The organism is Pantoea sp. KPR_PJ (assembly GCF_041386365.1).
Classification (GTDB): domain Bacteria; phylum Pseudomonadota; class Gammaproteobacteria; order Enterobacterales; family Enterobacteriaceae; genus Pantoea.
The window spans coordinates 1-20,253 of sequence record NZ_JABMIK010000012.1 but is presented as its reverse complement, the minus strand read 5'-3'; the positions used below and the strand labels follow the sequence as shown (position 1 = coordinate 20,253).

General features: G+C 59.2%; 26 protein-coding genes and 1 pseudogene. 22 read left to right on the top strand and 5 right to left on the bottom strand.

What is annotated here, in order from left to right; all coding sequences use genetic code 11:
* The first annotated feature begins 43 nt into the window (after positions 1-43).
* Positions 44-1,162: a 23S rRNA (guanine(1835)-N(2))-methyltransferase RlmG gene (rlmG, locus tag HP564_RS19060; protein ID WP_371245408.1), complete on the top strand. Its 1,119-nt coding sequence runs from the start codon at positions 44-46 to the stop codon at positions 1,160-1,162.
* Here the strand turns inward: rlmG and HP564_RS19055 are convergent, their stop codons facing one another.
* Together HP564_RS19055 and HP564_RS19050 are read right to left on the bottom strand one after the other, a co-directional pair.
* Positions 1,163-3,184, bottom strand: coding sequence for an FAD-dependent oxidoreductase (locus tag HP564_RS19055; RefSeq protein ID WP_371245407.1), 2,022 nt, complete (start codon positions 3,182-3,184; stop codon positions 1,163-1,165). It lies immediately after the preceding gene.
* Between the two features lie 99 nt (positions 3,185-3,283).
* Positions 3,284-3,997: a polyphenol oxidase family protein gene (locus HP564_RS19050; protein ID WP_371245406.1), complete on the bottom strand. Its 714-nt coding sequence runs from the start codon at positions 3,995-3,997 to the stop codon at positions 3,284-3,286.
* Between the two features lie 100 nt (positions 3,998-4,097).
* Between HP564_RS19050 and HP564_RS19045 the strand changes: the two genes are divergently transcribed.
* The 4 genes from HP564_RS19045 to HP564_RS19030 all read left to right on the top strand — a co-directional run bounded on the left by HP564_RS19045 (position 4,098) and on the right by HP564_RS19030 (position 9,047).
* Entirely contained in the window at positions 4,098-4,907 is an 810-nt protein-coding gene (locus HP564_RS19045) for a 5'-nucleotidase, lipoprotein e(P4) family (protein ID WP_371245405.1), read from the top strand.
* Between the two features lie 576 nt (positions 4,908-5,483).
* On the top strand, positions 5,484-5,909 hold the full coding sequence (locus HP564_RS19040) for a hypothetical protein (protein WP_371245404.1): 426 nt from the start codon (positions 5,484-5,486) through the stop codon (positions 5,907-5,909).
* Entirely contained in the window at positions 5,906-7,381 is a 1,476-nt protein-coding gene (locus HP564_RS19035; RefSeq protein WP_371245403.1) for a SulP family inorganic anion transporter, read from the top strand. Before HP564_RS19040 ends, HP564_RS19035 begins: the two co-directional genes overlap by 4 nt.
* Positions 7,382-7,622: 241 nt before the next feature.
* Complete coding sequence (locus HP564_RS19030) at positions 7,623-9,047, top strand: diguanylate cyclase (protein ID WP_371245402.1); 1,425 nt, start codon at positions 7,623-7,625, stop codon at positions 9,045-9,047.
* 20 nt (positions 9,048-9,067) lie between these two features.
* Here the strand turns inward: HP564_RS19030 and ddlA are convergent, their stop codons facing one another.
* From ddlA to HP564_RS19015, 3 genes are all read right to left on the bottom strand, one after another.
* Positions 9,068-10,162 carry a D-alanine--D-alanine ligase gene (gene ddlA / locus HP564_RS19025; protein ID WP_371245401.1) on the bottom strand — a complete coding sequence of 365 codons (1,095 nt, stop codon included), beginning with the start codon at positions 10,160-10,162 and terminating at the stop codon, positions 9,068-9,070.
* 76 nt (positions 10,163-10,238) lie between these two features.
* Positions 10,239-10,583: a hypothetical protein gene (locus tag HP564_RS19020; protein WP_371245400.1), complete on the bottom strand. Its 345-nt coding sequence runs from the start codon at positions 10,581-10,583 to the stop codon at positions 10,239-10,241.
* A gap of 88 nt (positions 10,584-10,671) precedes the next feature.
* Positions 10,672-11,286: a phage repressor protein CI gene (locus HP564_RS19015; protein ID WP_371245399.1), complete on the bottom strand. Its 615-nt coding sequence runs from the start codon at positions 11,284-11,286 to the stop codon at positions 10,672-10,674.
* 122 nt (positions 11,287-11,408) lie between these two features.
* Here HP564_RS19015 and HP564_RS19010 point away from each other — a divergent pair, with 122 nt between their 5' ends.
* The 17 genes and pseudogenes from HP564_RS19010 to HP564_RS18930 form a co-directional block, all read left to right on the top strand.
* On the top strand, positions 11,409-11,573 hold the full coding sequence (locus tag HP564_RS19010; RefSeq protein ID WP_371245398.1) for a hypothetical protein: 165 nt from the start codon (positions 11,409-11,411) through the stop codon (positions 11,571-11,573).
* Between the two features lie 43 nt (positions 11,574-11,616).
* On the top strand, positions 11,617-11,934 hold the full coding sequence (locus HP564_RS19005) for a hypothetical protein (RefSeq protein ID WP_371245397.1): 318 nt from the start codon (positions 11,617-11,619) through the stop codon (positions 11,932-11,934).
* A gap of 70 nt (positions 11,935-12,004) precedes the next feature.
* Positions 12,005-12,223 (top strand): DUF2732 family protein, encoded by a 219-nt coding sequence (locus HP564_RS19000; protein WP_371245396.1) that lies wholly within the window; start codon positions 12,005-12,007, stop codon positions 12,221-12,223.
* A complete protein-coding gene (locus HP564_RS18995) occupies positions 12,223-12,447 on the top strand; it encodes a TraR/DksA C4-type zinc finger protein (protein WP_371245395.1) in 225 nt (74 codons plus the stop codon). Before HP564_RS19000 ends, HP564_RS18995 begins: the two co-directional genes overlap by 1 nt.
* Entirely contained in the window at positions 12,447-14,438 is a 1,992-nt protein-coding gene (locus HP564_RS18990; RefSeq protein WP_371245394.1) for a replication endonuclease, read from the top strand. Before HP564_RS18995 ends, HP564_RS18990 begins: the two co-directional genes overlap by 1 nt.
* Positions 14,439-14,604: 166 nt before the next feature.
* A complete protein-coding gene (locus tag HP564_RS18985; RefSeq protein ID WP_371245393.1) occupies positions 14,605-14,796 on the top strand; it encodes a hypothetical protein in 192 nt (63 codons plus the stop codon).
* A 363-nt stretch (positions 14,797-15,159) separates the two neighbouring features.
* Positions 15,160-15,363 carry a tail protein X gene (locus HP564_RS18980; RefSeq protein WP_371245392.1) on the top strand — a complete coding sequence of 68 codons (204 nt, stop codon included), beginning with the start codon at positions 15,160-15,162 and terminating at the stop codon, positions 15,361-15,363.
* 2 nt (positions 15,364-15,365) lie between these two features.
* On the top strand, positions 15,366-15,587 hold the full coding sequence (locus HP564_RS18975; protein ID WP_371245391.1) for an HP1 family phage holin: 222 nt from the start codon (positions 15,366-15,368) through the stop codon (positions 15,585-15,587).
* On the top strand, positions 15,571-16,080 hold the full coding sequence (locus tag HP564_RS18970; RefSeq protein ID WP_371245390.1) for a lysozyme: 510 nt from the start codon (positions 15,571-15,573) through the stop codon (positions 16,078-16,080). The genes HP564_RS18975 and HP564_RS18970 overlap by 17 nt, the downstream gene beginning before the upstream one ends.
* Positions 16,077-16,427 (top strand): annotated as a pseudogene (locus HP564_RS18965) (LysB family phage lysis regulatory protein); the annotation flags it as partial. The gene HP564_RS18970 and the pseudogene HP564_RS18965, both read left to right, overlap by 4 nt.
* Complete coding sequence (lysC, locus tag HP564_RS18960) at positions 16,348-16,668, top strand: Rz1-like lysis system protein LysC (RefSeq protein WP_371245389.1); 321 nt, start codon at positions 16,348-16,350, stop codon at positions 16,666-16,668. The pseudogene HP564_RS18965 and the gene lysC, both read left to right, overlap by 80 nt.
* Positions 16,601-17,056 (top strand): phage tail protein, encoded by a 456-nt coding sequence (locus tag HP564_RS18955; RefSeq protein ID WP_371245388.1) that lies wholly within the window; start codon positions 16,601-16,603, stop codon positions 17,054-17,056. Before lysC ends, HP564_RS18955 begins: the two co-directional genes overlap by 68 nt.
* A 71-nt stretch (positions 17,057-17,127) precedes the next feature.
* Entirely contained in the window at positions 17,128-17,721 is a 594-nt protein-coding gene (locus tag HP564_RS18950; protein WP_371245387.1) for a phage baseplate assembly protein V, read from the top strand.
* Positions 17,718-18,065, top strand: coding sequence for a GPW/gp25 family protein (locus HP564_RS18945; protein ID WP_371245386.1), 348 nt, complete (start codon positions 17,718-17,720; stop codon positions 18,063-18,065). The genes HP564_RS18950 and HP564_RS18945 overlap by 4 nt, the downstream gene beginning before the upstream one ends.
* 4 nt (positions 18,066-18,069) lie before the next feature.
* Entirely contained in the window at positions 18,070-18,978 is a 909-nt protein-coding gene (locus HP564_RS18940) for a baseplate J/gp47 family protein (protein ID WP_371245385.1), read from the top strand.
* Positions 18,971-19,579 (top strand): phage tail protein I, encoded by a 609-nt coding sequence (locus tag HP564_RS18935; RefSeq protein WP_371245384.1) that lies wholly within the window; start codon positions 18,971-18,973, stop codon positions 19,577-19,579. The genes HP564_RS18940 and HP564_RS18935 overlap by 8 nt, the downstream gene beginning before the upstream one ends.
* Positions 19,576-20,253, top strand: a 678-nt coding sequence (locus HP564_RS18930; protein ID WP_371245383.1) for a phage tail protein, incomplete at its 3' end; no start/stop codon positions are given. The genes HP564_RS18935 and HP564_RS18930, both read left to right, overlap by 4 nt.

The following is a 20,253-nucleotide window of genomic DNA, read 5'->3' as shown; positions in this document are numbered from 1 at the left end:
TTTTGGGGCGTAAAACAGCCAGATTGTACCAGCCGGAGAATTCATGAGCCAACTTGAACTAGTCGATCGCACCCTGACCCTGCACCGTTTCCCGCAAATGCGTGAAGAGAGTCCGCTTCAGGCATGGGATGCCGCTGATGAATATCTGCTGCAACAGACGCTGCCGGAAGGGCCGGTTCTGGTGTTCAACGACAGCTTTGGCGCGCTGACCTGTGCGTTAAATCCGCGCCCGGTGTGGCACGTCAGCGACTCCTGGCTGAGCCAGCAGGCCACGCGGCAAAACCTGCGTGTTAACGCGCTTGATGACGGCGACGTGCACTTTCTCAGCAGCCTTGATGTGCTGCCTGCGGCCCCTGCGGCGGTACTGATTAAGGTGCCAAAAACGCTGGCGCTGCTGGAGCAGCAGCTGCGCGCCCTGCGCGACGTGATTACCGCTGATACGGTGATCCTGGCGGCGGCGCGCGCTAAAGAGATCCACAACTCCACGCTGCAGCTGTTTGAAAAAATTCTCGGCGAAACCCGCACGTCGCTGGCGTGGAAAAAAGCCCGCCTTATCTATACGCGGTTTAGCGCACCCGCGCTGGCTCCACAGGCGCAAACGACCGTCTGGCCGCTGGACGGAACGCCCTACCAGATCCACAACCATGCCAACGTCTTCTCCCGCAGCTCGCTGGATATTGGCGCTCGCTTCTTTATGCAACACCTGCCGGAAAATATCGAAGGCGAGATAGTCGATCTTGGCTGTGGCAACGGGGTTATCGGCCTGATGGCGCTGGAAAGCAACCCGCAGGCGGAGGTGATTTTCCTTGATGAGTCCTTTATGGCAGTGGCGTCGAGCCAGCTTAACGTTGAGGTGAACCGGCCGCAGGATCTGGCGCGCTGCCAGTTTCGCGTTAACAACGTGCTGAGTGGCTACCCCTCCGATCGCCTGCACGCGGTACTCTGTAACCCGCCGTTCCACCAGCAGCATGCCGTGACCGATCATCTGGCGTGGCAAATGTTGCGCGATGCCAAACGCTGCCTGCAATATGGCGGCGAACTGCGCATCGTCGGCAACCGCCATCTCGACTATCACCACAAGCTCAAAAAGCTGTTTGGCAACTGTACGCTGGTGGCCTCGAACCAGAAATTTGTGGTGCTGCGCGCGGTGAAAATGCGCTGATTACAGGGTCAGCGCCAGCCGGGTCGCCTGAGCAATAGCCCGTCGGGCATCCAGCTCCAGCGCGACGTCAGCCCCGCCAATAAGCCAGACAGACTGGCCGCGCGCGCGTAGCGCGGCCTCCAGCTCACGCTGCGGCTCCTGACCCGCGCAGACAATCACGTTATCTACCGGCAATAGCTCCGCGATGCCGTTGCGGCGCAGATGCAATCCGCTGTCATCAATCCCCAGATAGGTTACGCCCCCCCACATCGTTACGCCGCGCGCCTGAAGGGTCGTGCGATGGATCCAGCCGGTGGTCTTTCCCAGCCCCGCGCCGGGCTTGCCGGGCTTGCGCTGTAACAGCCAGATCGCGCGCGCGGCGGGCAACGGTTGTGCAGGCCTGAGACCACCGCGCTGCGTCAGCGTCAGGTCGATGCCCCATTCGCGGCAAAAGCGCTCAATATCATTATCCTTCTCCTCTGCGGGCTGCGACAGAAACATCGCGGTGTCAAAGCCAATACCGCCTGCGCCGATGATCGCCACGCGCTTGCCCACCGGCTTTTTGTCACGTAGCACCTCAAGATAGCTCAGCACGCTTGGGTGATTGATGCCGGGGATGGCGGGAGTACGCGGCTGAATACCGGTTGCCAGCACCACCTCATCGGCCGTCTCCAGCATAGCAGGCGTTACCCGGCAGCCGGTGTGCACCTCCACCCCGGCGGCGGCGAGCTGGTGGGTAAAGTAGCGCAGGGTTTCGCTGAATTCCGCTTTACCGGGGATCTGGCTTGCGATGTTGAACTGGCCGCCGATGGCGTCAGCAGCGTCATAGAGCCGGATCCGATGGCCGCGCTGCGCGGCCTGCAGGGCAAATGCCATGCCTGCCGGCCCTGCGCCTACGACCGCAATCTGTTTAGGGAGAGAGCAGGGCGCAACCGGCATCAGGGTTTCATGGCAGGCTCGCGGGTTGACCAGGCAGGAGGTGACCTTGCCTGCAAAGATTTGATCCAGGCAGGCCTGATTACAGGCGATGCAGGTATTAATGCTCTCCGCTGCGCCGCGCTGCGATTTACTGACGAAGGCAGCATCGGCCAGGAAGGGGCGCGCCAGCGAAACCATATCGGCGCATCCGTTCTGCAGCAGCTGCTCGGCGACCGCGGGATGATTAATACGGTTGGTGGCGATGACCGGCACGGTGACGTGCTGGCGCAGCCGCTGCGCTGCCCAGCCAAAGGCGGCGCGCGGTACGGAGGTTGCGATGGTAGGAATGCGCGCTTCGTGCCAGCCGATACCGGTGTTAAACAGGGTGACGCCGCACGCTTCCAGCGCCGCAGCCAGCGTCAGGGTTTCGTCGAGCGAGTTCCCCTCTTCAACCAGATCGAGCATCGACAGGCGAAAAATGACAATAAAGTCGGAGCCTACCGCCTCGCGCACCGCACGCGTGACGGCGAGAGCGAACGCGCGACGGCGCGACGCATCGCCGCCCCAGCGATCGCTGCGCTGGTTGGTACGTGCCGCCAGAAACTGATTGATCAGGTAGCCCTCAGACCCCATGATTTCGACGCCGTCATAGCCTGACTGCTGCGCCAGCCGGGCGCAGCGGGCAAAATCGGCGACGGTTTGCAGAATCGCCTGCTCATCCAGTGCCTGAGGGAGAAAGGGGTTAATGGGGGCCTGAATCGCAGAGGGAGCGACCAGATCTTTTTGATAGCTGTAACGGCCGGTATGCAGGATTTGCAGCGCAATTTTACCGCCTTCAGCATGGACGGCCTGGGTGATCTGACGGTGCCAGTGGCACTGGTCAGGCGAGGTCAGCATCGCTCCCTGTGCCATCGCCACGCCCTGCGCATTGGGGGCGACCCCACCAGTAACAATCAGCGCCACGCCTTCGCGTGCGCGTTCGCCATAAAACGCGGCAAGACGCTCTGCGCCGTCAGGGTGTTCTTCCAGCCCGGTATGCATCGACCCCATCAAAAAGCGGTTACGCAGCTGGGTAAACCCCAGGTCGAGCGGGGCAAAGAGAGCAGGGTAAGCAGAACGGTTCACGGCGGCATCACTCAGGGTAAGTGGTCGGATGAGTGTACTGTAGCCGCCGTGATGTTAAACAAAAGTGAAAATTTTTCGCGCTGTGAGGCGCATCAACTTTCAGCCGCTGCGGCGGCGTATCCACGAGTAGCGTGACTGGTAGCCGCTGTTGAAATGGGTGTTGCGGCGATAGCTGGAGCCCGCTTCCGCCATACAGTAGGTGCAGTAGCCGACGTTCTCGATACTGGCCGGCTTCACGCCTGTTTGCATCAGTAGTTCCGTCGCCAGCTGAGGCAAATCAAACCAGATACCCTTTTGCGTTGCCCTGGCCTGCGGCCTGACCGCCAGCGGGTTAGAGGGCTGCTCGCGGTGCCAGCAGTGCGCCAGCGGGCCGGGAAGGGATTGCGCAACTGGCGTCAGCATCGCCTCACCCAGTTCATAGCAGCAGGGGGCGATGGCCGGACCGATAGCCACCTGGAGATCGGCGGGCGTGGTTCCCGCCTCGCACAGCCGATCGACGGCACGGCCCAGCACGCCAGCCAGCGTGCCTTTCAGTCCGGCGTGGACGGCCGCGACGCGCCGATGCCGGGTATCAGCAATCAGAACCGGCAGGCAGTCAGCGGTGTAAACCGCCACCGGTCGCGTGCCCAGGCCAATCACGCCGTCCGATTCACAGCTTTTAGGGGGAACGTTCTCTTCGTCATAGACTACCGTTGCACTGTGGCGCTGGTGTCCATAGGCAGCCTCTTCAGGCGGCGCTTCGCCTGCGGGCTGAAAAGCATATTCAACCCACTCCAGCGCATCGAGCAGCGTGGAACGTACGCGGATACCCATATGAATCTCCTCTGAAGCGTTTGACTGCTGCCAGCTTACGTTAACTGCTACATTTTGACAGTGTTACCGCTTACCACTTTACCGGATAAAGGATGACAGAATGAAAATGACCGCAACGCTGCTCAGCAGCGGATTGCTGGCGCTGACGCTGAGCGGCTGCGCCTCTCACTCCACGCGTGATGCTCAGCAGCAGCTCGGCCAGCAGTCGGTACTGGCCGTTAACTGGTTTCAGCAGTCGGGTGAATACCAGGCGCTGGCGTGGCAGGCATTTAACGGCGCGCAGCTCGCCTTTGATGCCGCGCCGTCGCTGACCGGCAAGCCAAAGGCGGTGATTGTCGATCTGGATGAAACCATGATCGATAACAGCGCCTACAGCGCCTGGCAGGCGAAAAACGGGCAGCCGTTCAGCGCAAAAACCTGGTCGGCATGGACTCAGGCGAAGCAGGCGCTGGCGGTGCCGGGTGCGGTCGACTTTGCCAACTACGTAACGTCGCACGGCGGCACGCTGTTCTACGTCTCCAACCGCGATCAGAAAGATTACGATGCTACGGTTGCCAACCTGACGCAGCTCGGCTTCCCGCAGGTCAATCAGCAGACCGTGCGTCTCAGTACCGGCAGCTCTAACAAACAGGCGCGCTTCGACGCCATCAGGGCAGCAGGCTATAACGTTGTGCTTTACGTGGGCGATAATCTGAATGACTTTGGCGGTGCCACCTGGCATCAGGGTAATGCGCAGCGTCGCGCCTTTGTCAGCCAGAACCATCAGCGCTTTGGCACGCAGTTTATCGTGTTGCCTAACCCGCTCTATGGGGACTGGGAAAGCGGCATGGCGGAAAACTACAACAAGCTGACGCCACAGCAGCAGCTGTCAACGCGCGAGAGCGAGCTGAGAAGCTGGAGCGGTCGCTAATTTTCCGTTGCGAGCGTCTGCCAGGCCAGACGCTTTTTTTATTTATCTTTACGTTTAAGCGTAATTATTTCTCTGCATACTAATTTAATTATCTCTTACGTCTGAAACCTTATTAATAAGAGAATCTCACTGCCTCAAATCACTTCTCCCAGTTTTAATCACTATTGATTAGCGGATTAATTCGGAATTTTCTGTATAAAGAGGCCACCCATAACTGGGTGATTTTTTCGGACACACTCTCTGTAGTGTCAATTTTTGTCAGCATGATTTTTTCTGAAAAATGAGTTTTTTTTAATTCATTGCTTTAATTGATTTTTTAAAGGGGTTTGTGCGTTTTAATGAGAAGGGTTAAAAATATATATTTACATTTAGTTTACCTGTAGTGAATTGTATCTTACAAAAACAGGCTGACTCTGGCCGTTAAAAAATTTACCAGTGCGTAATTAATCATAAACGTCTATAACCATTTTTCGTGATCGGCGGCATGGGCTGACAGGCTGCCGATTATTCACTGCGAGTCGGCTTACTGCCCGATTCCCCTGAAGACGCCATTCCCGGTGGTTGAGAGAGATGATTGTGACGACCCTGAAACCTTTACTAGCGATGAATCCCTGCCGGATGCGACAGCGCCGCAAGTCTGTTTTTGATTATTTTGACAAAGGCCATCAGCCAGCCCGCTTGTCACGCCGGACCGGCTGTTCTGGCAGTCGCGCATCGACCCGGCATCTGACAGGCTTTGACCCTGGCGAACGCTGTCCCGACCGCTATACCACTGACCCGGCGGTGGACAATGACACAGGCCAGCACGGTGCGCCCGTGCTACGCATTCTGCTTTGCGATCAAGGGGGCGGTGGGAGCGTGCAGACAGCGCGGACTCTGCCGCAACGCACGCTGGCGCAGCCTGTCCCCCTGTGGCGTCATCTGTCCGACGGCATTAATCGGCTTCAGCCCGGCCCACTCAATGTACTCACCCCGTCCTCATCACAGGAACCTTCGCCATGAATGTGAATACGCTTCGTCAGGATATTCCCGCCGGTCTGGTGGTTTTTCTGGTCGCGCTGCCGCTCTGTCTGGGCATTGCGCAGGCGAGCGGACTGCCGCCTTTCACCGGGTTGTTAACCGGCGTGATCGGCGGTCTGCTGGTTACCGCGCTGAGTCCGTCGCGCTTTGCCGTCAGCGGCCCGGCAGCGGGTCTGGTAACCATTGTCGTCGCGTCAATGGAAACGCTCGGCAGCGTTAGCGCTTTTCTGACCGCGCTGGTGCTGGCAGGCCTGATGCAGTGTGCGCTGGGCCTGCTGCGCGCCGGGCGCTTTATTTCGCTGGTGCCGGGTAGCGTGATTAAAGGAATGCTGGCGGCAATCGGTATTCTGCTTATCATCCAGCAGATCCCGGTGGCGTTTGGCATAGAGGGCGATGCCGGGCTGGCGGGGTTTGCCAGCGGTGAAACGGTATTCTCACTGCCTGCCATGGTGGTTACCGCCGTTAGCCTGTTGATTCTGTGGCTGTGGACAACGCCGCTGGTAAAAAAAGCAGGCGTGCTGGCCTGGATCCCCGGCCCGCTTATTGCCGTTCTGTTTGGCTGCGCCGCGACGGTAGCGGGCGGACGCCTGATGCCAGAGACGGCCAGCGAGCTGTCACGCATTGCGCTGCCAGCATTTGACAGTGTTTCAGCGCTGGTGGCGGAGCTGGAAAGCCCGGCATGGCGTGCGTGGCAAAATCCCTCGGTCTGGATTGTGGCGGTAACGCTGGCGCTGGTGGCGAGTCTGGAGACGTTGCTGAGCCAGGAAGCGCTGAAAAAGCTGCGCCCGCAAAATCCGCCGCCGTCGCCCAACCGCGAAATGTTTGCACAAGGCATCGGCAATCTCACTGCGGGCCTGCTGGGTGCCATGCCGATTACTGCCGTAATTGTGCGTAGCTCGGTAAACGTCAGTACCGGCGCGCAGACCAAACTCTCTATCCTGATCCATGGCGTGCTGCTGTTGATTTGCGGACTGTGGTTCAGCGAGATGCTCAATGCCATTCCGCTCGCCAGCCTGGCAGCGGTATTGCTCTACACCGGCTATAAACTGGCAACGCCGCAGCTGTTTGCTGAGCAGTTTAAGATGGGAACACAACAGTCTGTGCCGTTCCTTGCCACCATCGGCGGCATTATCCTCTTTGGTATGCTGGCGGGCATCGGCCTTGGCCTGGTCACACAGATGCTGTTTAGCCTCTACAAGAGCCACCGCAATGCGTTGCAGCTGACGCGCTATGACGATCACTATGTGTTGCGCTTTCAGCAGAACCTGACCTTTATGCATAACCCCAAACTACAGGGGCTGCTGGCGGAGATTCCAGAGAACAGCGTAGTGATTGTCGATCATGATAACGTGCAATATCTGGATCCGGACGTGAAGGCGGTACTGAAAGACTTTGGCGACAACGCCGACAAACGCGGTATTCGCCTCAGTCAGTGGCCGGTCGCCGTGAAATAGCCAAAATCGCTATCCCGTTGCAGGTAATTAAAAAAATCGGCTATCTCAGATAGCCGATTTTTTTATTTCGGGCATAATTGCCGCGCCTAAATCCAGGCGCTGCGGCCCCAGTGGGCGAGTAGCGCTGAATAGTGATATGTCATTACTGGATTGTCTGGATGACAAACAGGCTTTAATAGCAGGTGGCGATTGTCCGGGACGACAGGGTGCGGGAAATTTTCAGGCTACAGGGTTCAGACCGATGCGCATTACACTGTTTGCACAGCACCATACTAAAAAAAATGCCCTTTCGCTGTTTCTGCTGACGCTGCTGTTCTGCTTCCTGGGCAGCCACTTACGCATTCCGGCCGAGCTTTCACTGTTCTGGCCGGTCAATGCGATTGTCGCTGCGGTTATTGTTCGCCACCCTTATCTTCACCGCATCCGCTACTATCTCGCCACCTTCGCCGCCATGGTGGTAAACGATACGGTCTTTTCTGGCTGGGCGTGGATGGCCGTCACGCTGAACATAGCCAACCTGCTTTTTATCCTTATTTCCGCCTCTATGCTGGTAAAACACTACCTGCGGGACACCGATCGTCGACAGATCAGCAATGCGCTGCGCATTTTTCCCGCCTGCCTGCTGGCGGCGCTTGCCTGCGCCACCTGGGGCGGGCTGGCACAGGGTATCGGTTTCGACGCCCGTTTTGCCACCGCCTGGGGCGACTGGTTTAGCGAACAGTTTTCTACCGGGCTGATGCTGCTGCCGTTTTTGCTGACGCGTAACTGGCGCAGCCTGTCATTCACCGCGCTGCTGTTGCCAGGCAAATGGCTGCCGCTGCTGAGCGTGTTACTGTCACTGGTGGCAGGAGCCATGATTGGCGGCGCAGGCAGCCTGACGTTTCCCGTACCGGCTCTGATCTGGTGCGCAATCGTCTTACCTATCCCGGTGACCAGCCTGGTGATCCTGCTGACCGGTATTACAGAGATTGTGCTGGTTTCGCACGGAGTCATGAATATCCAGGGCGACGACAACCTGCTGTCGTTAAGCCATCTCACCTCGGCGCGTCTTGGCGTCGCGACGATTGCCATCAGCCCGCTGATTGTCGCCGTCAGTATGGATGCGGTACGCCAGCTTAACCAGCGGCTCGCTTTACGCGCCAACTACGATTTTCTTACCCAGTTGCTGTCGCGCTCCGGGCTTTATGAGAGCCTGAAAGAGGAGGCGTTTTTCAGCCAGCGCAGCGTTGGCGTCATCCTGCTGGACGTCGACTATTTCAAAACCATCAATGACAATTTTGGTCATGATGCTGGCGACGGCGTGCTGGAAGAGATTGCGCTGCGGATGCAGAAGGTGGTGGGGGATCAGGGGCGCATTAGTCGCTTTGGCGGTGAGGAGTTCGCTATCGTGCTGTTTGATGCGTATCCGCAGCAGCTGTTCCAGCTGGCTGAAGCGGTACGGCGGGCGATTGGGAAAGAGAAGTTCTGGCTACAGGGGAATACCGTTACCGTAACCGTGAGCCTGGGGCTGGCGCACGGCACGGCAGGGGAGGAGCGCGACTGGCATAGCGTGATTAATCAGCTGATCTCCGCTGCGGATAAAAACCTCTACCTCTCTAAGCGCAACGGGCGCAACCAGACTTCGCCTGCCTTGAGAACGCGCGCGCTGGCCAGCGACGTGGCGTAAAACACCACGCCGCCTCGCCGCTATACGCTGCTTTTTAACTGGCTGATCTGCTGATGGCGATCCAGTGCCAGCTCAATCAGCCGGGTGATCAGATCGCGATAGCCGAGACCCGCCGCCTGCCACAGTTTGGGATACATACTGATATTGGTAAAGCCGGGCAGCGTATTGACTTCGTTGATGATAATCTCGCCTGCGTCAGTCAGGAACACATCCACGCGCGCCATGCCGCTGCACTCCAGCACCTGAAACGCCTTTAGCGCGATGGCGCGGACAGCCTCGCTGGTGGCATCATCAATGGCCGCCGGCACCTGCGTCTGCGCGCCGGTTTCGCTGATGTATTTGGTTTCGTAGGAGTAGAAGGCGTCATGTACCACGATCTCACCACACGGGCTGGCCTGCGGCTCGTCGTTACCGAGCACCGCGCACTCGATCTCCCGGCCCCGAATGCCTTTCTCTATCAGCACTTTGCGGTCGAAAGCAAAGGCAACATCCAGCGCATTTTCAAACGCTTCTGCGTTTTCCACTTTGCTGACGCCAACGGAAGAGCCCTGATTCGCTGGTTTAATAAACAGCGGCAGGCCGAGCTGCGCAATCACGTCTGATGCCTGTATCTGCGCGCGCTGCGCCTGGGTGAGGCTGATCCAGGGGGCAACCTGTAGCCCGGCATCCCGCAGCAGACGTTTGGTAATGTCTTTATCCATGCTAACCGCAGAGCCGAGCACGCCAGACCCGACAAACGGCAGTCCCGCCATGCGTAACAGCCCCTGTAGCGAACCATCTTCACCGAGCGAACCGTGCACGATAGGGAAAATGACATCGATTTGCGCCAGCGCGTCGCCGCTCTGGCGTGCAATGATCTGCTGCTGTGTTTCGCCCGGCACCAGCGCCACGCTTTCGCCCGCGCGGTTGAGAGCGATAAGCGCCGGATCCTGAGCGTTGATCAGAAAGTCAGAGGCGTCGTTAAGGTGCCACTCTCCTTGTTTATCAATGCCTAACAGCACCGGTTCAAAACGCGTTTTATCAATCGCATCAAGGATGTTTTTAGCCGACTGTAACGATACTTCGTGCTCGGAGGATTTGCCGCCGAACACAATGCCTACCCGCAGTTTTGTCATTAGAGCTTGCCCGAAAGATGTTGCCAAACCCACAAGATAACATGTGGATTTGGCTCTGTAACAGTCTGGCGTCAGCTCAGTGAAGGGCAGCAGAAAGAAGTGTGCGGCACTGGCCGGCATCGGCACCGGCCTGCGCCTTCTGTTCAGCGCTCAGCGCCTGCCAGGCGCTGACCACCTGCTCACCGAGGCGCGGCTGAAAGTGAATTTTTTGCAGCGCATAGTCTGAGTTACCACCTTCGATAACGCGGCGCATATCGGTTATAGAGCGGCTGTTGTCGTGATGGGGAAGGGTGCAGAACACCGAGACATAGTAAGCTTTATCCTCGTTGCTGTAGTGCGGCATCAGCCAGTACCAGCCAGCGGCAGCGAGGATCAGAAACAGGGGAAGGAAAATTTTCAGTCTGGAAGTCATCGTCGTCATTACGCTTAGCAGAAAGGGAGACGTCGCGGGTGAGAATCGGTTGAGACCATCAAGGGCGACGCTTATCAACAGGAAAAGCGCGGCACCTTTACATCAGCGTCATCACTACCACTCCCGTCGCTGAGATCTCATTCAGCGCGCATTCAAATTCAGCCTCGCCGCCGCATACTCTGACCCGTCCGCCAGGCAGGCGAAAGAGATTGCGCAGGCTGACCATACCTTCAATGTCCAGCAGCCATTTGCCATCCACCACCGCTTTGTAGCTGCGGTTAATGATGTACTGCTGCTCGCCTTCGATAACCGCCAGCAGATGACTGTGTGGCGCCACCTTATCGAGAAAAAGCGTCTCTTCCAGCGTGACGACATCAACAGCAGTGAGTTCACCATTTGTTAACTTTACCCGCTCGAGCGTGACCAGATTCTTTAACGGGTGACTGTCGCTGCCTTTACTGGACGTTAGCGCCTGAACCGCACTGGGGGGATTTCCCTGTCCATAGAGCAGCCAGTTGAGTTCTGCATCGGTATCAAGAAGGCACTGCACCACCAGGTCCGCAGGAAAAGTATCTCTTTTGTAACGCATTGCCAGGTTACTCGATGAGAGTCCAACGTGATCCGCATACTGCGATTTCTGTTTGAACCCATAAGCCTGAATCAGCCTGTCAAGGATAGCTCCGCCGCTCCCGTTGAAATTAGTGACTAACATTTTTGAGTATCACCTTGTGTTACTAACAAATTTGAACTAGTATCGATTTGCAGTGAATATTATCGCATCTGACTGACGTTACGTTAACCGGAGATGATGCCTTATGAGGCCTGATATTACAAATGTCTTCGCTGCGTTTCCAGCACGCCTCGTCCCCCTCAATGACGGGAGAGTCAGCGATGCTGACCGCGCTGGCGGTGGGTTGGCGGCAGTTCGCGCCGCCGTTTCAGGGCGACTCCCAGCGATGGGTTGGCCCAAAAAAGAGCACGCTGCGCCGGGTGGGCTGACCCGACTCTTTTTCTGTTAATTTTAAACGGTACTGATTCACTTATGATGAATACTCATACCCGGCCTGCGGCCATGAACTTTGATGAGTTTCAAAAAAGCTGGCGTCAGATGCGAAACAACAATCGCAATCCAGCGCTGGTCGCCTTTAACCGACAAAGCGATGAATTTAAGTTTTGCGTGCTGACGCTCGCGAACCGCGAAAAGCCCGGCAGCTTTCGGCTTCAGGAGGTAGGCAACGCGTTTGAAACCTTCGATGAAGCGCGTCGCAAGCTGATCATCGCCGCCATGAATAAACTGGTGGGCTGGGGGAGGCTGCTACCCCGCTCTTTTTCCGACGCAGACCGCTATCTGTCTGACTAACTCCCCCCGATCGCCAGTTATTGACGTTAACCCGTCGGGCATCCCTTTGCCCAAATTCAGGAGAAATAAAATGAAACACCCTCACTACAACGGTGACAGCGACGTGCTTAACACGCTGTTAATGGCCGTGCGCCATGAAGAACGTAAAGGTCGTGCTCAGGCCGTTGCCGAGCGTCTGAACACGCTGGCCACGCATATCAGCCGCCAGGGATTAAACGGTATTGAAGCCGCAGAGCTGATCCGCCATGAGGCGCTGCGCTACCGCAATGAGTCACTGGAGCTGCACTGATGGCGGATACCATAGATATCGCGCAGCAATGGCAGGCGGAACAGCTGGCGCTCGATATTGCCGCCGTGACGCAGCGTGCGAAAGGGATCAGCGCCTTTTTCTGCGAAGAGTGTGACAGCGCCATTCCTGAGGCACGGCGTCAGGCCGTCAGCGGCGTCAGCCGCTGCGTGAGCTGTCAGGCGATCGCCGAGCAGCGCAGCCGACACTATCAGGGTGGCCGATAATGCAGCTGCTTTTCCGGCCGTGGCAGGCACCGCGCAAGGCGATCGTCTCGCCGTATCCCACCTATGCTGAGATGCGCCAGCGCAGCCGCCAGCACGCCGCGCTATCCCAGTCGTGGACGATGCTGGCGCAGCAGCCATCGCTGGTGCAGCAGGCCATCAGGCTGCGACACGGCAGGCTGGAAAGCGAGCGCGGCCCAGATGCCGCCGCCCGCTGGATGACCACAACCTTTACCCAGCGGCTGCTGCCGCGCGTTGAAATGGCCTGTGCTCCCTATCGGCTGGATGCGATGCCACGCGGCACCGTCACGCTGCTGAGCAGCCACGCCGATGCGCCACAGGGCGCGGCGGCAGCGGCGGGCACGCTGTGGGAGCTGATGCAGCGTTTCAACCGCCTGCCCGACCTGACGCGGGCCGACGTCGATCTGCTGGCGGGTGACATCGCCAGTTTTATTCTGGCCGAGCTGGTGCAGCGGCATGATCAGAGCCGTAGCGAATCGGACTGGCGTTACAGCCATCGTCTCTACCTGACGGCGGCGACCCTTACCCAGGCTTTTCGCCAGACGCCACCGCTGTGGCAGAAAGTCACCACGCGACTTTTCTCGCCGGAAGAGGTGGCCCCCGCCATTCTGCGGATGCAGGGCGAGAACTGGTGGAAAGGCAGGCTGCGCCGCATTGCCGCCGCCTGGCGCGAGCATTTACAGATTGCGCTGGCACACGTCAGCAAACAGCGTTCCCCTTACGCCAGTCGTGCTACGCAGGCCGAATGGCGCGAGCAGAAGCGACGCACCCGCGACTTCTTACAGAGCATGGAGCTGGAGGATGAAGAGGGCAACCGCATCAGCCTGATCGACAAACATGACGGCAGCGTCGCCAACCCCGCCATCCGACGCTGCGAACTCATGACGCGCATTCGCGGCTTCGAGACCCTCTGTAATGAGATGGGTTACGTGGGCGAGTTCTGCACACTGACCGCGCCCGGCCGCTACCACGCGACGCTCAGCAGCGGCCATCTCAATCCCAAATGGTGCGGTGCCAGTCCGGCGGAGACGCAGCGCTATCTCTGTCAGCTGTGGCAGAAGGTGCGGGCCAGGCTGCATCGCGAGCAGATTCGACTGTTTGGCATACGTGTCGCTGAACCCCACCATGATGGCACTCCCCACTGGCACCTGCTGCTGTTTATGCGTCCGCAACAGGTGGCACAGGTTCGCCAGATCCTGACAGAGTACGCCTGCCAGCAGGAGAGCGATGAGCTGACCAGCGAAAAAGCGCGGAAGGCGCGCTTTCACACCACCACCATTGATGCACATAAGGGGAGCGCTACCGGCTATATCGCCAAATACATTGCCAAAAATATCGATGGCTATGCGCTGGATGGCGAGCGCGACAGCGAAAGCGGCGATCTGCTACAGAATTCCGCAGCTGCGGTTTCTGCCTGGGCGGGGCGCTGGCACATTCGTCAGTTTCAGTTTGTCGGCGGTGCGCCTGTTACCGTCTGGCGCGAGCTTCGCCGCCTGGACGAAGCGGCAAACCTGCGCAGGTTGAGTGACGCGCTGGCTGAGGCGCACGAGGCAGCCGACAGCGGTAACTGGGCCGCCTACGTTCATGCCCAGGGGGGGCCTTTTGTGCGCCGCGCTGCGCTGGCGGTGCGCCCCTGGTATCAACCGGCTGCGCAGCCTAACGACTGGGGTGAAGAGGTGTCACGCATTAAAGGGGTCTGCGTGACCGTGGCGGGTGACACCAAACCATTGCTGACTCGCAGGGTGAACTGGACGCTGGTGCCGAAGCGTCACGCTGATGCGAAAGTGGTGAAAGAGGACGCATCGCGCTGGCATATGCGTTCAGGTTCGAGTTCTGTCATTAACTGTACGCGGCGGGGGGCGGAACGCGGCGGCGTATTAGCGCAGGTGAATCATTGCGTTGCTATGGTGGCGATAAAACGCGCAGGTGGCTTTCCCGAGCCGCTTTCCGGCAGCCTGCTGGCGTCGTCCTGACGCGCTTTTTGCGGGTTTATTCCCGATTTGACGTAACAGCGCCTGCGGCAAAAAAGCCGCTATATCAAGGTGCTAAGCGAGCGTACCTGTACGCTTAATTTTCTTTATATCGGATTACATGCTATGTTACTGTATGGATATACAGTTATAAATGGGGGGAGGGATAGTGGATACTGATTTACAAGAACAGGTAATGCTTGAGCGCGTAGAGCTCATTGCAAGACTGACCACTGAAGGCGTTTGCAGGGATCGCGACCGGGAAGTGGCCCTCGCTTTGATTGCCGAAATAGCTGGCGACATGATTATTAAAAACAGAGAGTTTGCCGTTTCGTTCTCCGCGATACCCACGAACAAATAATAAGTCAGGTATGGCTATGAGAACGTTCTCTTTGACACACAGAAAGCGGCTGACGCCGAACTTTTCCCCCTGATGTGCACGCCCTCTGGCGTGGGCAGAACTGACGCATAACGGCACCCGACGGGTGCCGTTTTTTTTTGTGCCATGACCTCTCTGTTTACTCATATTCCAGCGGACGGGCGGGCGTTGAGCCAGTCGCGCGTAGCGGGGAGACTGGCGATACCGGACGACGCGCAAGCGGCACCGGACGTAACCGCAGAGCAGGCCTGAACCGGTGCCTGCTGCCACCCCCCAACGGAGAAGAAGAACAGTGACGCCTATTTTTAGCCAGCCCGTCAGCGGCTCCGCGTGGAAGCGGTCGCCATGAACACCTACGCACGTCAGGGCGATACGGTAGATGAGATCTGCTATCGCTATTACGGCCGCACGCAGCAGGCGGTAGAGCAGGTTTATGCGGCGAATCCTGGCCTCGCCGAATGTGGCGCGCTGCTGCCGCACGGTCAGCCGGTGACGCTGCCCGACCTGCCGCAGGCTGCAACAGGCGAAACCGTAAACCTGTGGGACTGAAGATGGAGAAAACCAGTTCCCTGATTAATTACCTGGTCAGTCTGTTTCTGATGTGGCTGGGCCGCCACACCATCCAGGATATCGCTTTTCTGGTCGGCTCCGGCGTGGCGGTAAGCACCTTAATCGTCAACGTGGCGACCTTTTTCATTAACTGGCACTACCGCCGCAAAACCTATGAGCTTCAGCGCCAGAGGCGAGGAGGCACGCTTGAGCCAGATCGCTAAACGCTGTGCTGTGATCAGCGTCGTGGCCATCGCCGCGCTGCTGCCGCAGTTTTCCACGCTAAAAATCTCCTCGGGTGGACTGCAGCTGCTGGCCGATGCGGAGGGCTGTCGCACCTCGCCGTATCAGTGCAGCGCCGGCGTCTGGACAAACGGTATCGGCCACACCGCAGGCGTGACGCCGCACAGCGAGGTAAGCGAGCGGCAGGCAGCGGTAAATCTGGTGGATGACCTGATTCGGGTCGAACGTCAGCTGGCCCTCTGCATACCGGTGACGATGCCGCCGCCGGTATGGGATGCGCTGGTGAGCTTCGCGTTTAACGTCGGCACTTTTGCCGCCTGCCACTCCACGCTGGCGAGCGAGCTTAAGCAGCAGCAGTGGCGCGCCGCCTGCGACCAGCTACCGCGCTGGATCTATGTTAACGGCGTAAAAAGCCGTGGGCTGGCGCAGCGACGCGAGCGGGAGCGCGCCTGGTGTCTGCGCGGTGTTCCATGATGCGCCTGGTCCTCGCGCTGCTGGGCATGCTGCTGCTGGCGCTGGGGATGACCGGATGGCGTAACGCGCAGCTTAGCGAACAGCTGCACGAGGCGCAGCGCATCAGTGCGGCGCTCTCCGACCGCCTTGCCAGCCGCGACCAGATTATTACCCGGCTCACCGCGCAGGCGCAGGCGAGCAGTCAACGTGAGGCGGCGCTGCGTCACCAGCTGAGTCAGGCCAGCCACCTCGTTCTCAACCGTGAAGTGCAAATAGCGAGAGAAACCCATGCCAGTCAGCGGTTACGCGAGTGGTCTGCTACCGCTTTGCCTGATGATCTTATCCGGCTGCACAGCCGTCCCGCCTTCAACAACGCCCGCGATTATCTGGGCTGGTTGTCCGCGCGTGAACAGCTGTCCGCTGCCGGGCAACAGCCTGCAAACGCAGGGCGATCTGGCGGCCGATAACCGCCAGCTAGAGGCTGCGCTCGTTTCGTGCGGGTTGCAGATTGAAATGATTAAAGCGTGTCAGGAGCAACAGGATGCAGAAACCTCAACAGCTGCGCGCGGCGTTGAACCGCAGCGTACCCCTGCTACAGCAGAACCCTGAGCGGCTGTCCATGACCCTTACCGCCGGAACCGTGGTGGCGACCAGCGCGCCGTCGCTCTCCTTTGAGTATCGCTATCGGCTCGAGCTGGTGATTGCCAGCTATCAGCAGGCACCTGAGGCAGTGATCGTGCCGCTGCTCGCCTGGCTGCGCGATAACCAGCCGGAGATGATGGGCAACGTCAGCAGGCAGCGCAGCGACGTTACCTTCGCTATCGATGCGTCAGATACCCTCAGCATCACGCTTCAGCTCAGCGAACGCGTGCAGGTGATCCAGTCGGGTGAGGCGCTTCAGGTCAGCTTTCCCGGCGAGCCCGCGCCACCGGCTGATGACGCGGCACCGCTGCAGCTCTGGGTGCACGGCGCACTGGTTAGCGAGTGGCAGCGGTAACGCTGTTGTGTCATCTCTCAGCGGTCGGCATTGCGTTGCTGGCCTAAGGCACCACGGGTAACACTAGCCCTATGAACGAACATATCAGCGAAATCCTGCGCCTGCTGCGCAACCTTATCCGCATCGGCACCGTCTCGGCGGTAGACGCCCAGCGTGCGCGCTGTCGCGTACGCAGCGGTGATAACGAAACCGGCTGGCTGCCGTGGCTCAGTGCCCGCGCCGGACGCGCCCGCGCCTGGAGTGCGCCCTCTGTTGGCGAACAGGTGCTGGTGCTCAGCCTGGGCGGTGAGCTGAACAGCGGCTTTATCCTGCCGGGCGTTTTCTCCGACAGCTATCCTGCGCCTTCCGCCTCGGCTGACGCGCTGCACTGGTCGTTTCCTGATGGCGCGGTTATTGAGTATGAGCCGCAAAACGGCGCACTCAGAGTAAGCGGCATTCAGCAGGCCACTATCCAGGCCACCTCCCGCATCCTGTTCGATGCGCCGCTGGTGCAGTGCACCACTGCGCTGAAAACCGCCACGCTGGAGGTCACTGACGGGGCCACCCTGCAGGGCAACGTCACGCACAGCGGCGGCAGCCTGAATTCTAACGGCATCGTGGTTGATGCCCACCGCCATAGCGGCGTGCAGTCAGGCGGTGCGCTATCCGGAGGACCGCAGTCATGAGTGATAAATACGTGGGGATGAACCGCGACAGCGGCCAGACGCTGACGGATTTAGCGCATATCCGTCAGTCAGTACGCGACATTTTGATTACGCCTCTGGGCTCACGGGTGATGCGTCGCCGCTACGGATCGCTGCTGTCGGCGCTGATCGATCAACCACAAAACCCGGCGCTGCGTCTGCAAATAATGTCCGCCTGCTATATGGCGATTTTGCAGTGGGAGCCCCGCATTCAGCTGAGCGCGATCGACTATGAGGCGTCGTACGACGGCAGCATGACGGTAGAACTGACCGGCAGCCGCCGTGATACGGCGCAAGATTTTACCCTGACTATCCCTGTGAGCTGAACCTATGGCAACCATTGACCTGAGCCAGCTGCCTGCCCCTGACGTGGTGGAGACGCTGGATTATGAAACCCTGCTGGCCGAGCGTAAGGCGACGCTGATCTCTCTCTATCCGGCCGAGCAGCAGGCCGCGATTACCCGCACGCTGACGCTGGAGTCGGAGCCGCTGGTAAAACTGTTGCAGGAGAACGCCTACCGCGAACTGATTCTGCGTCAGCGCATCAACGAGGCGGCAAAAGCCAGTATGGTCGCGTGGGCAACCGGCAGCGATCTCGATCAGCTTGGCGCCAATAACGGTGTGACCCGGCTGACGCTGCGTGCCGCAGATAACAGCACCATTCCGCCGACCGCGGCGGTGAGGGAGAGCGACGACAGTTTTCGCGTGCGTATTGCGGCCGCGTTTGAAGGGCTGAGCGTGGCCGGGCCAGGCGGAGCTTATGAATATCACGCCAGAAGCGCCGATGGTCGCGTGGCGGATGCCTCAGCCATCAGCCCCTCCCCTGCGGAGGTGGTGATTACCGTACTGAGCCGGGAAGGTGACGGCAGCGCGCCTGCCGATCTGCTGACCAAGGTTGCCAGCGCGCTGAACGATGAGAATGTGCGGCCGGTGGCCGATCGCGTCAGCGTACAGTCGGCCGCTATTGTCAGCTACCGCGTCGAGGCGACGCTCTATCTCTACCCCGGTCCCGAGGCGGAGCCGATCCGCGCGGCTGCCGAAGCGAAGCTGCTCGCCTTTATCACCGCGCAGTCGCGGCTGGGGCGCGATATCCGCCGGTCGGCGCTGTTTGCCGCGCTACACGTGGAAGGCGTACAGCGCGTTGAGCTGGCTCAGCCCACGGCAGATGTGGTGCTGGATAAAACCCAGGCCGCCTGGTGCAGCGGCTACAGCATTGCGGTAGGCGGTTCTGATGAGTAGCCGGCTGCTGCCTGCTGGCTCCTCAACGCTGGAAGTGGCTGCCGCCAGGGCGTGCGCCGAGATTGAGGCGATGCCGCTGCCGCTGCGTCAACTGTGGAATGCACAGACCTGCCCGGTTGAGCTGCTGCCTTATCTCGCCTGGGCCTGGTCCGTGGATCGCTGGGATACTGGCTGGAGTGAAGCAACTAAACGCAGCGTGGTGGCCGCCTCAGAGTATGTGCATCGCCATAAAGGCACGCCTGGCTCACTGCGACGCGTGGTTGAACCGCTCGGCTATCTGATCCGTATCACCGAATGGTGGCAGTCCGGCGAAGCCCCGGGCACGTTTCGCCTTGATGTGGGCGTGCTGGAGACCGGGATTACCGAGGAGATGTACAACGAGCTGGAGCGGTTGATTACAGATGCCAAACCGTGCAGTCGGCATCTGATCGGCCTCTCTATTAATCTGGATTCCAGCGGAACGCTGCCGATGGCGGCTGCCAGCTACAGCGGCGACGAGCTGACGGTTTACCCCTATACCCCTGAAATCATCACCGTAACCGGGCCGGGCTACACCGGCACCGCGGTACATTTAATTGACCTGACGGAAGTGCGCACATGACAACGAAATATTATGCCCTGCTGACCAATCAGGGCGCAGCGAAGCTGGCCAACGCCGCAGCGCTCGGCACGAAGCTGCAAATCACAGCGATGGCGGTCGGCGACGGCGGTGGTTCACTGCCGACGCCCAACGCCTCGCAGACGAAGCTGGTGGGAGAAAAGCGCCGTGCGGCGCTTAATTCGCTCAGCATTGATGCCAACAACAGCAGCCAGATTATCGCCGAGCAGATTATCCCGGAAAACGAAGGCGGCTTCTGGATCCGCGAAATCGGCCTGTTTGACGCCGATGGCGTGATGATTGCCGTCGCCAACTGCGCAGAGACCTACAAGCCGCAGCTGCAGGAGGGCAGCGGCCGGACCCAGACGGTGCGCATGATTATCATCGTTAACAGCACCGATGCGGTCACGCTGAAGATCGACCCGTCGGTGGTGCTGGCGACGCGCCAGTATGTGGACGAGGGCGTGATTGAGGCGAAGCAGTATGCGGATAAGGGGCTGGCCGACCATATTGCTGCGGCTAATCCGCATCAGCAGTATCTGCAAATCGCTAATGCGCTGGCGGAGGTGAAGAGTGCAGGGAAGGTGGCGGAGGTTCTACAAAACCTTGGTTTAGGAGAAGCAGCTAAACGCGTGGTCGGCACTGGCGATAAGCAGCTGCCGGACATGTCTACTTTC

Bases quoted from the DNA above. Each gene is read 5' to 3' on its own strand.
- lysC (WP_371245389.1), top strand. From the start codon at position 16,348: ATGCCAGTCAGCGGTTACGCGAGTGGTCTGCTACCGCTTTGCCTGATG.
- HP564_RS19050 (WP_371245406.1), bottom strand. From the start codon at position 3,997: ATGGGTATCCGCGTACGTTCCACGCTGCTCGATGCGCTGGAGTGGGTT.
- HP564_RS18940 (WP_371245385.1), top strand. From the start codon at position 18,070: ATGGCAACCATTGACCTGAGCCAGCTGCCTGCCCCTGACGTGGTGGAG.
- HP564_RS18945 (WP_371245386.1), top strand. From the start codon at position 17,718: ATGAGTGATAAATACGTGGGGATGAACCGCGACAGCGGCCAGACGCTG.
- rlmG (WP_371245408.1), top strand. From the start codon at position 44: ATGAGCCAACTTGAACTAGTCGATCGCACCCTGACCCTGCACCGTTTC.
- HP564_RS19020 (WP_371245400.1), bottom strand. From the start codon at position 10,583: ATGACGACGATGACTTCCAGACTGAAAATTTTCCTTCCCCTGTTTCTG.
- HP564_RS19035 (WP_371245403.1), top strand. From the start codon at position 5,906: ATGAATGTGAATACGCTTCGTCAGGATATTCCCGCCGGTCTGGTGGTT.
- HP564_RS18975 (WP_371245391.1), top strand. From the start codon at position 15,366: ATGGAGAAAACCAGTTCCCTGATTAATTACCTGGTCAGTCTGTTTCTG.
- HP564_RS18955 (WP_371245388.1), top strand. From the start codon at position 16,601: ATGCAGAAACCTCAACAGCTGCGCGCGGCGTTGAACCGCAGCGTACCC.
- HP564_RS18980 (WP_371245392.1), top strand. From the start codon at position 15,160: ATGAACACCTACGCACGTCAGGGCGATACGGTAGATGAGATCTGCTAT.
- HP564_RS19030 (WP_371245402.1), top strand. From the start codon at position 7,623: ATGCGCATTACACTGTTTGCACAGCACCATACTAAAAAAAATGCCCTT.
- HP564_RS19015 (WP_371245399.1), bottom strand. From the start codon at position 11,286: ATGTTAGTCACTAATTTCAACGGGAGCGGCGGAGCTATCCTTGACAGG.
- HP564_RS18935 (WP_371245384.1), top strand. From the start codon at position 18,971: ATGAGTAGCCGGCTGCTGCCTGCTGGCTCCTCAACGCTGGAAGTGGCT.
- ddlA (WP_371245401.1), bottom strand. From the start codon at position 10,162: ATGACAAAACTGCGGGTAGGCATTGTGTTCGGCGGCAAATCCTCCGAG.
- HP564_RS19000 (WP_371245396.1), top strand. From the start codon at position 12,005: ATGAAACACCCTCACTACAACGGTGACAGCGACGTGCTTAACACGCTG.
- HP564_RS18950 (WP_371245387.1), top strand. From the start codon at position 17,128: ATGAACGAACATATCAGCGAAATCCTGCGCCTGCTGCGCAACCTTATC.
- HP564_RS18995 (WP_371245395.1), top strand. From the start codon at position 12,223: ATGGCGGATACCATAGATATCGCGCAGCAATGGCAGGCGGAACAGCTG.
- HP564_RS18990 (WP_371245394.1), top strand. From the start codon at position 12,447: ATGCAGCTGCTTTTCCGGCCGTGGCAGGCACCGCGCAAGGCGATCGTC.
- HP564_RS19045 (WP_371245405.1), top strand. From the start codon at position 4,098: ATGAAAATGACCGCAACGCTGCTCAGCAGCGGATTGCTGGCGCTGACG.
- HP564_RS19005 (WP_371245397.1), top strand. From the start codon at position 11,617: ATGATGAATACTCATACCCGGCCTGCGGCCATGAACTTTGATGAGTTT.
- HP564_RS19010 (WP_371245398.1), top strand. From the start codon at position 11,409: ATGTCTTCGCTGCGTTTCCAGCACGCCTCGTCCCCCTCAATGACGGGA.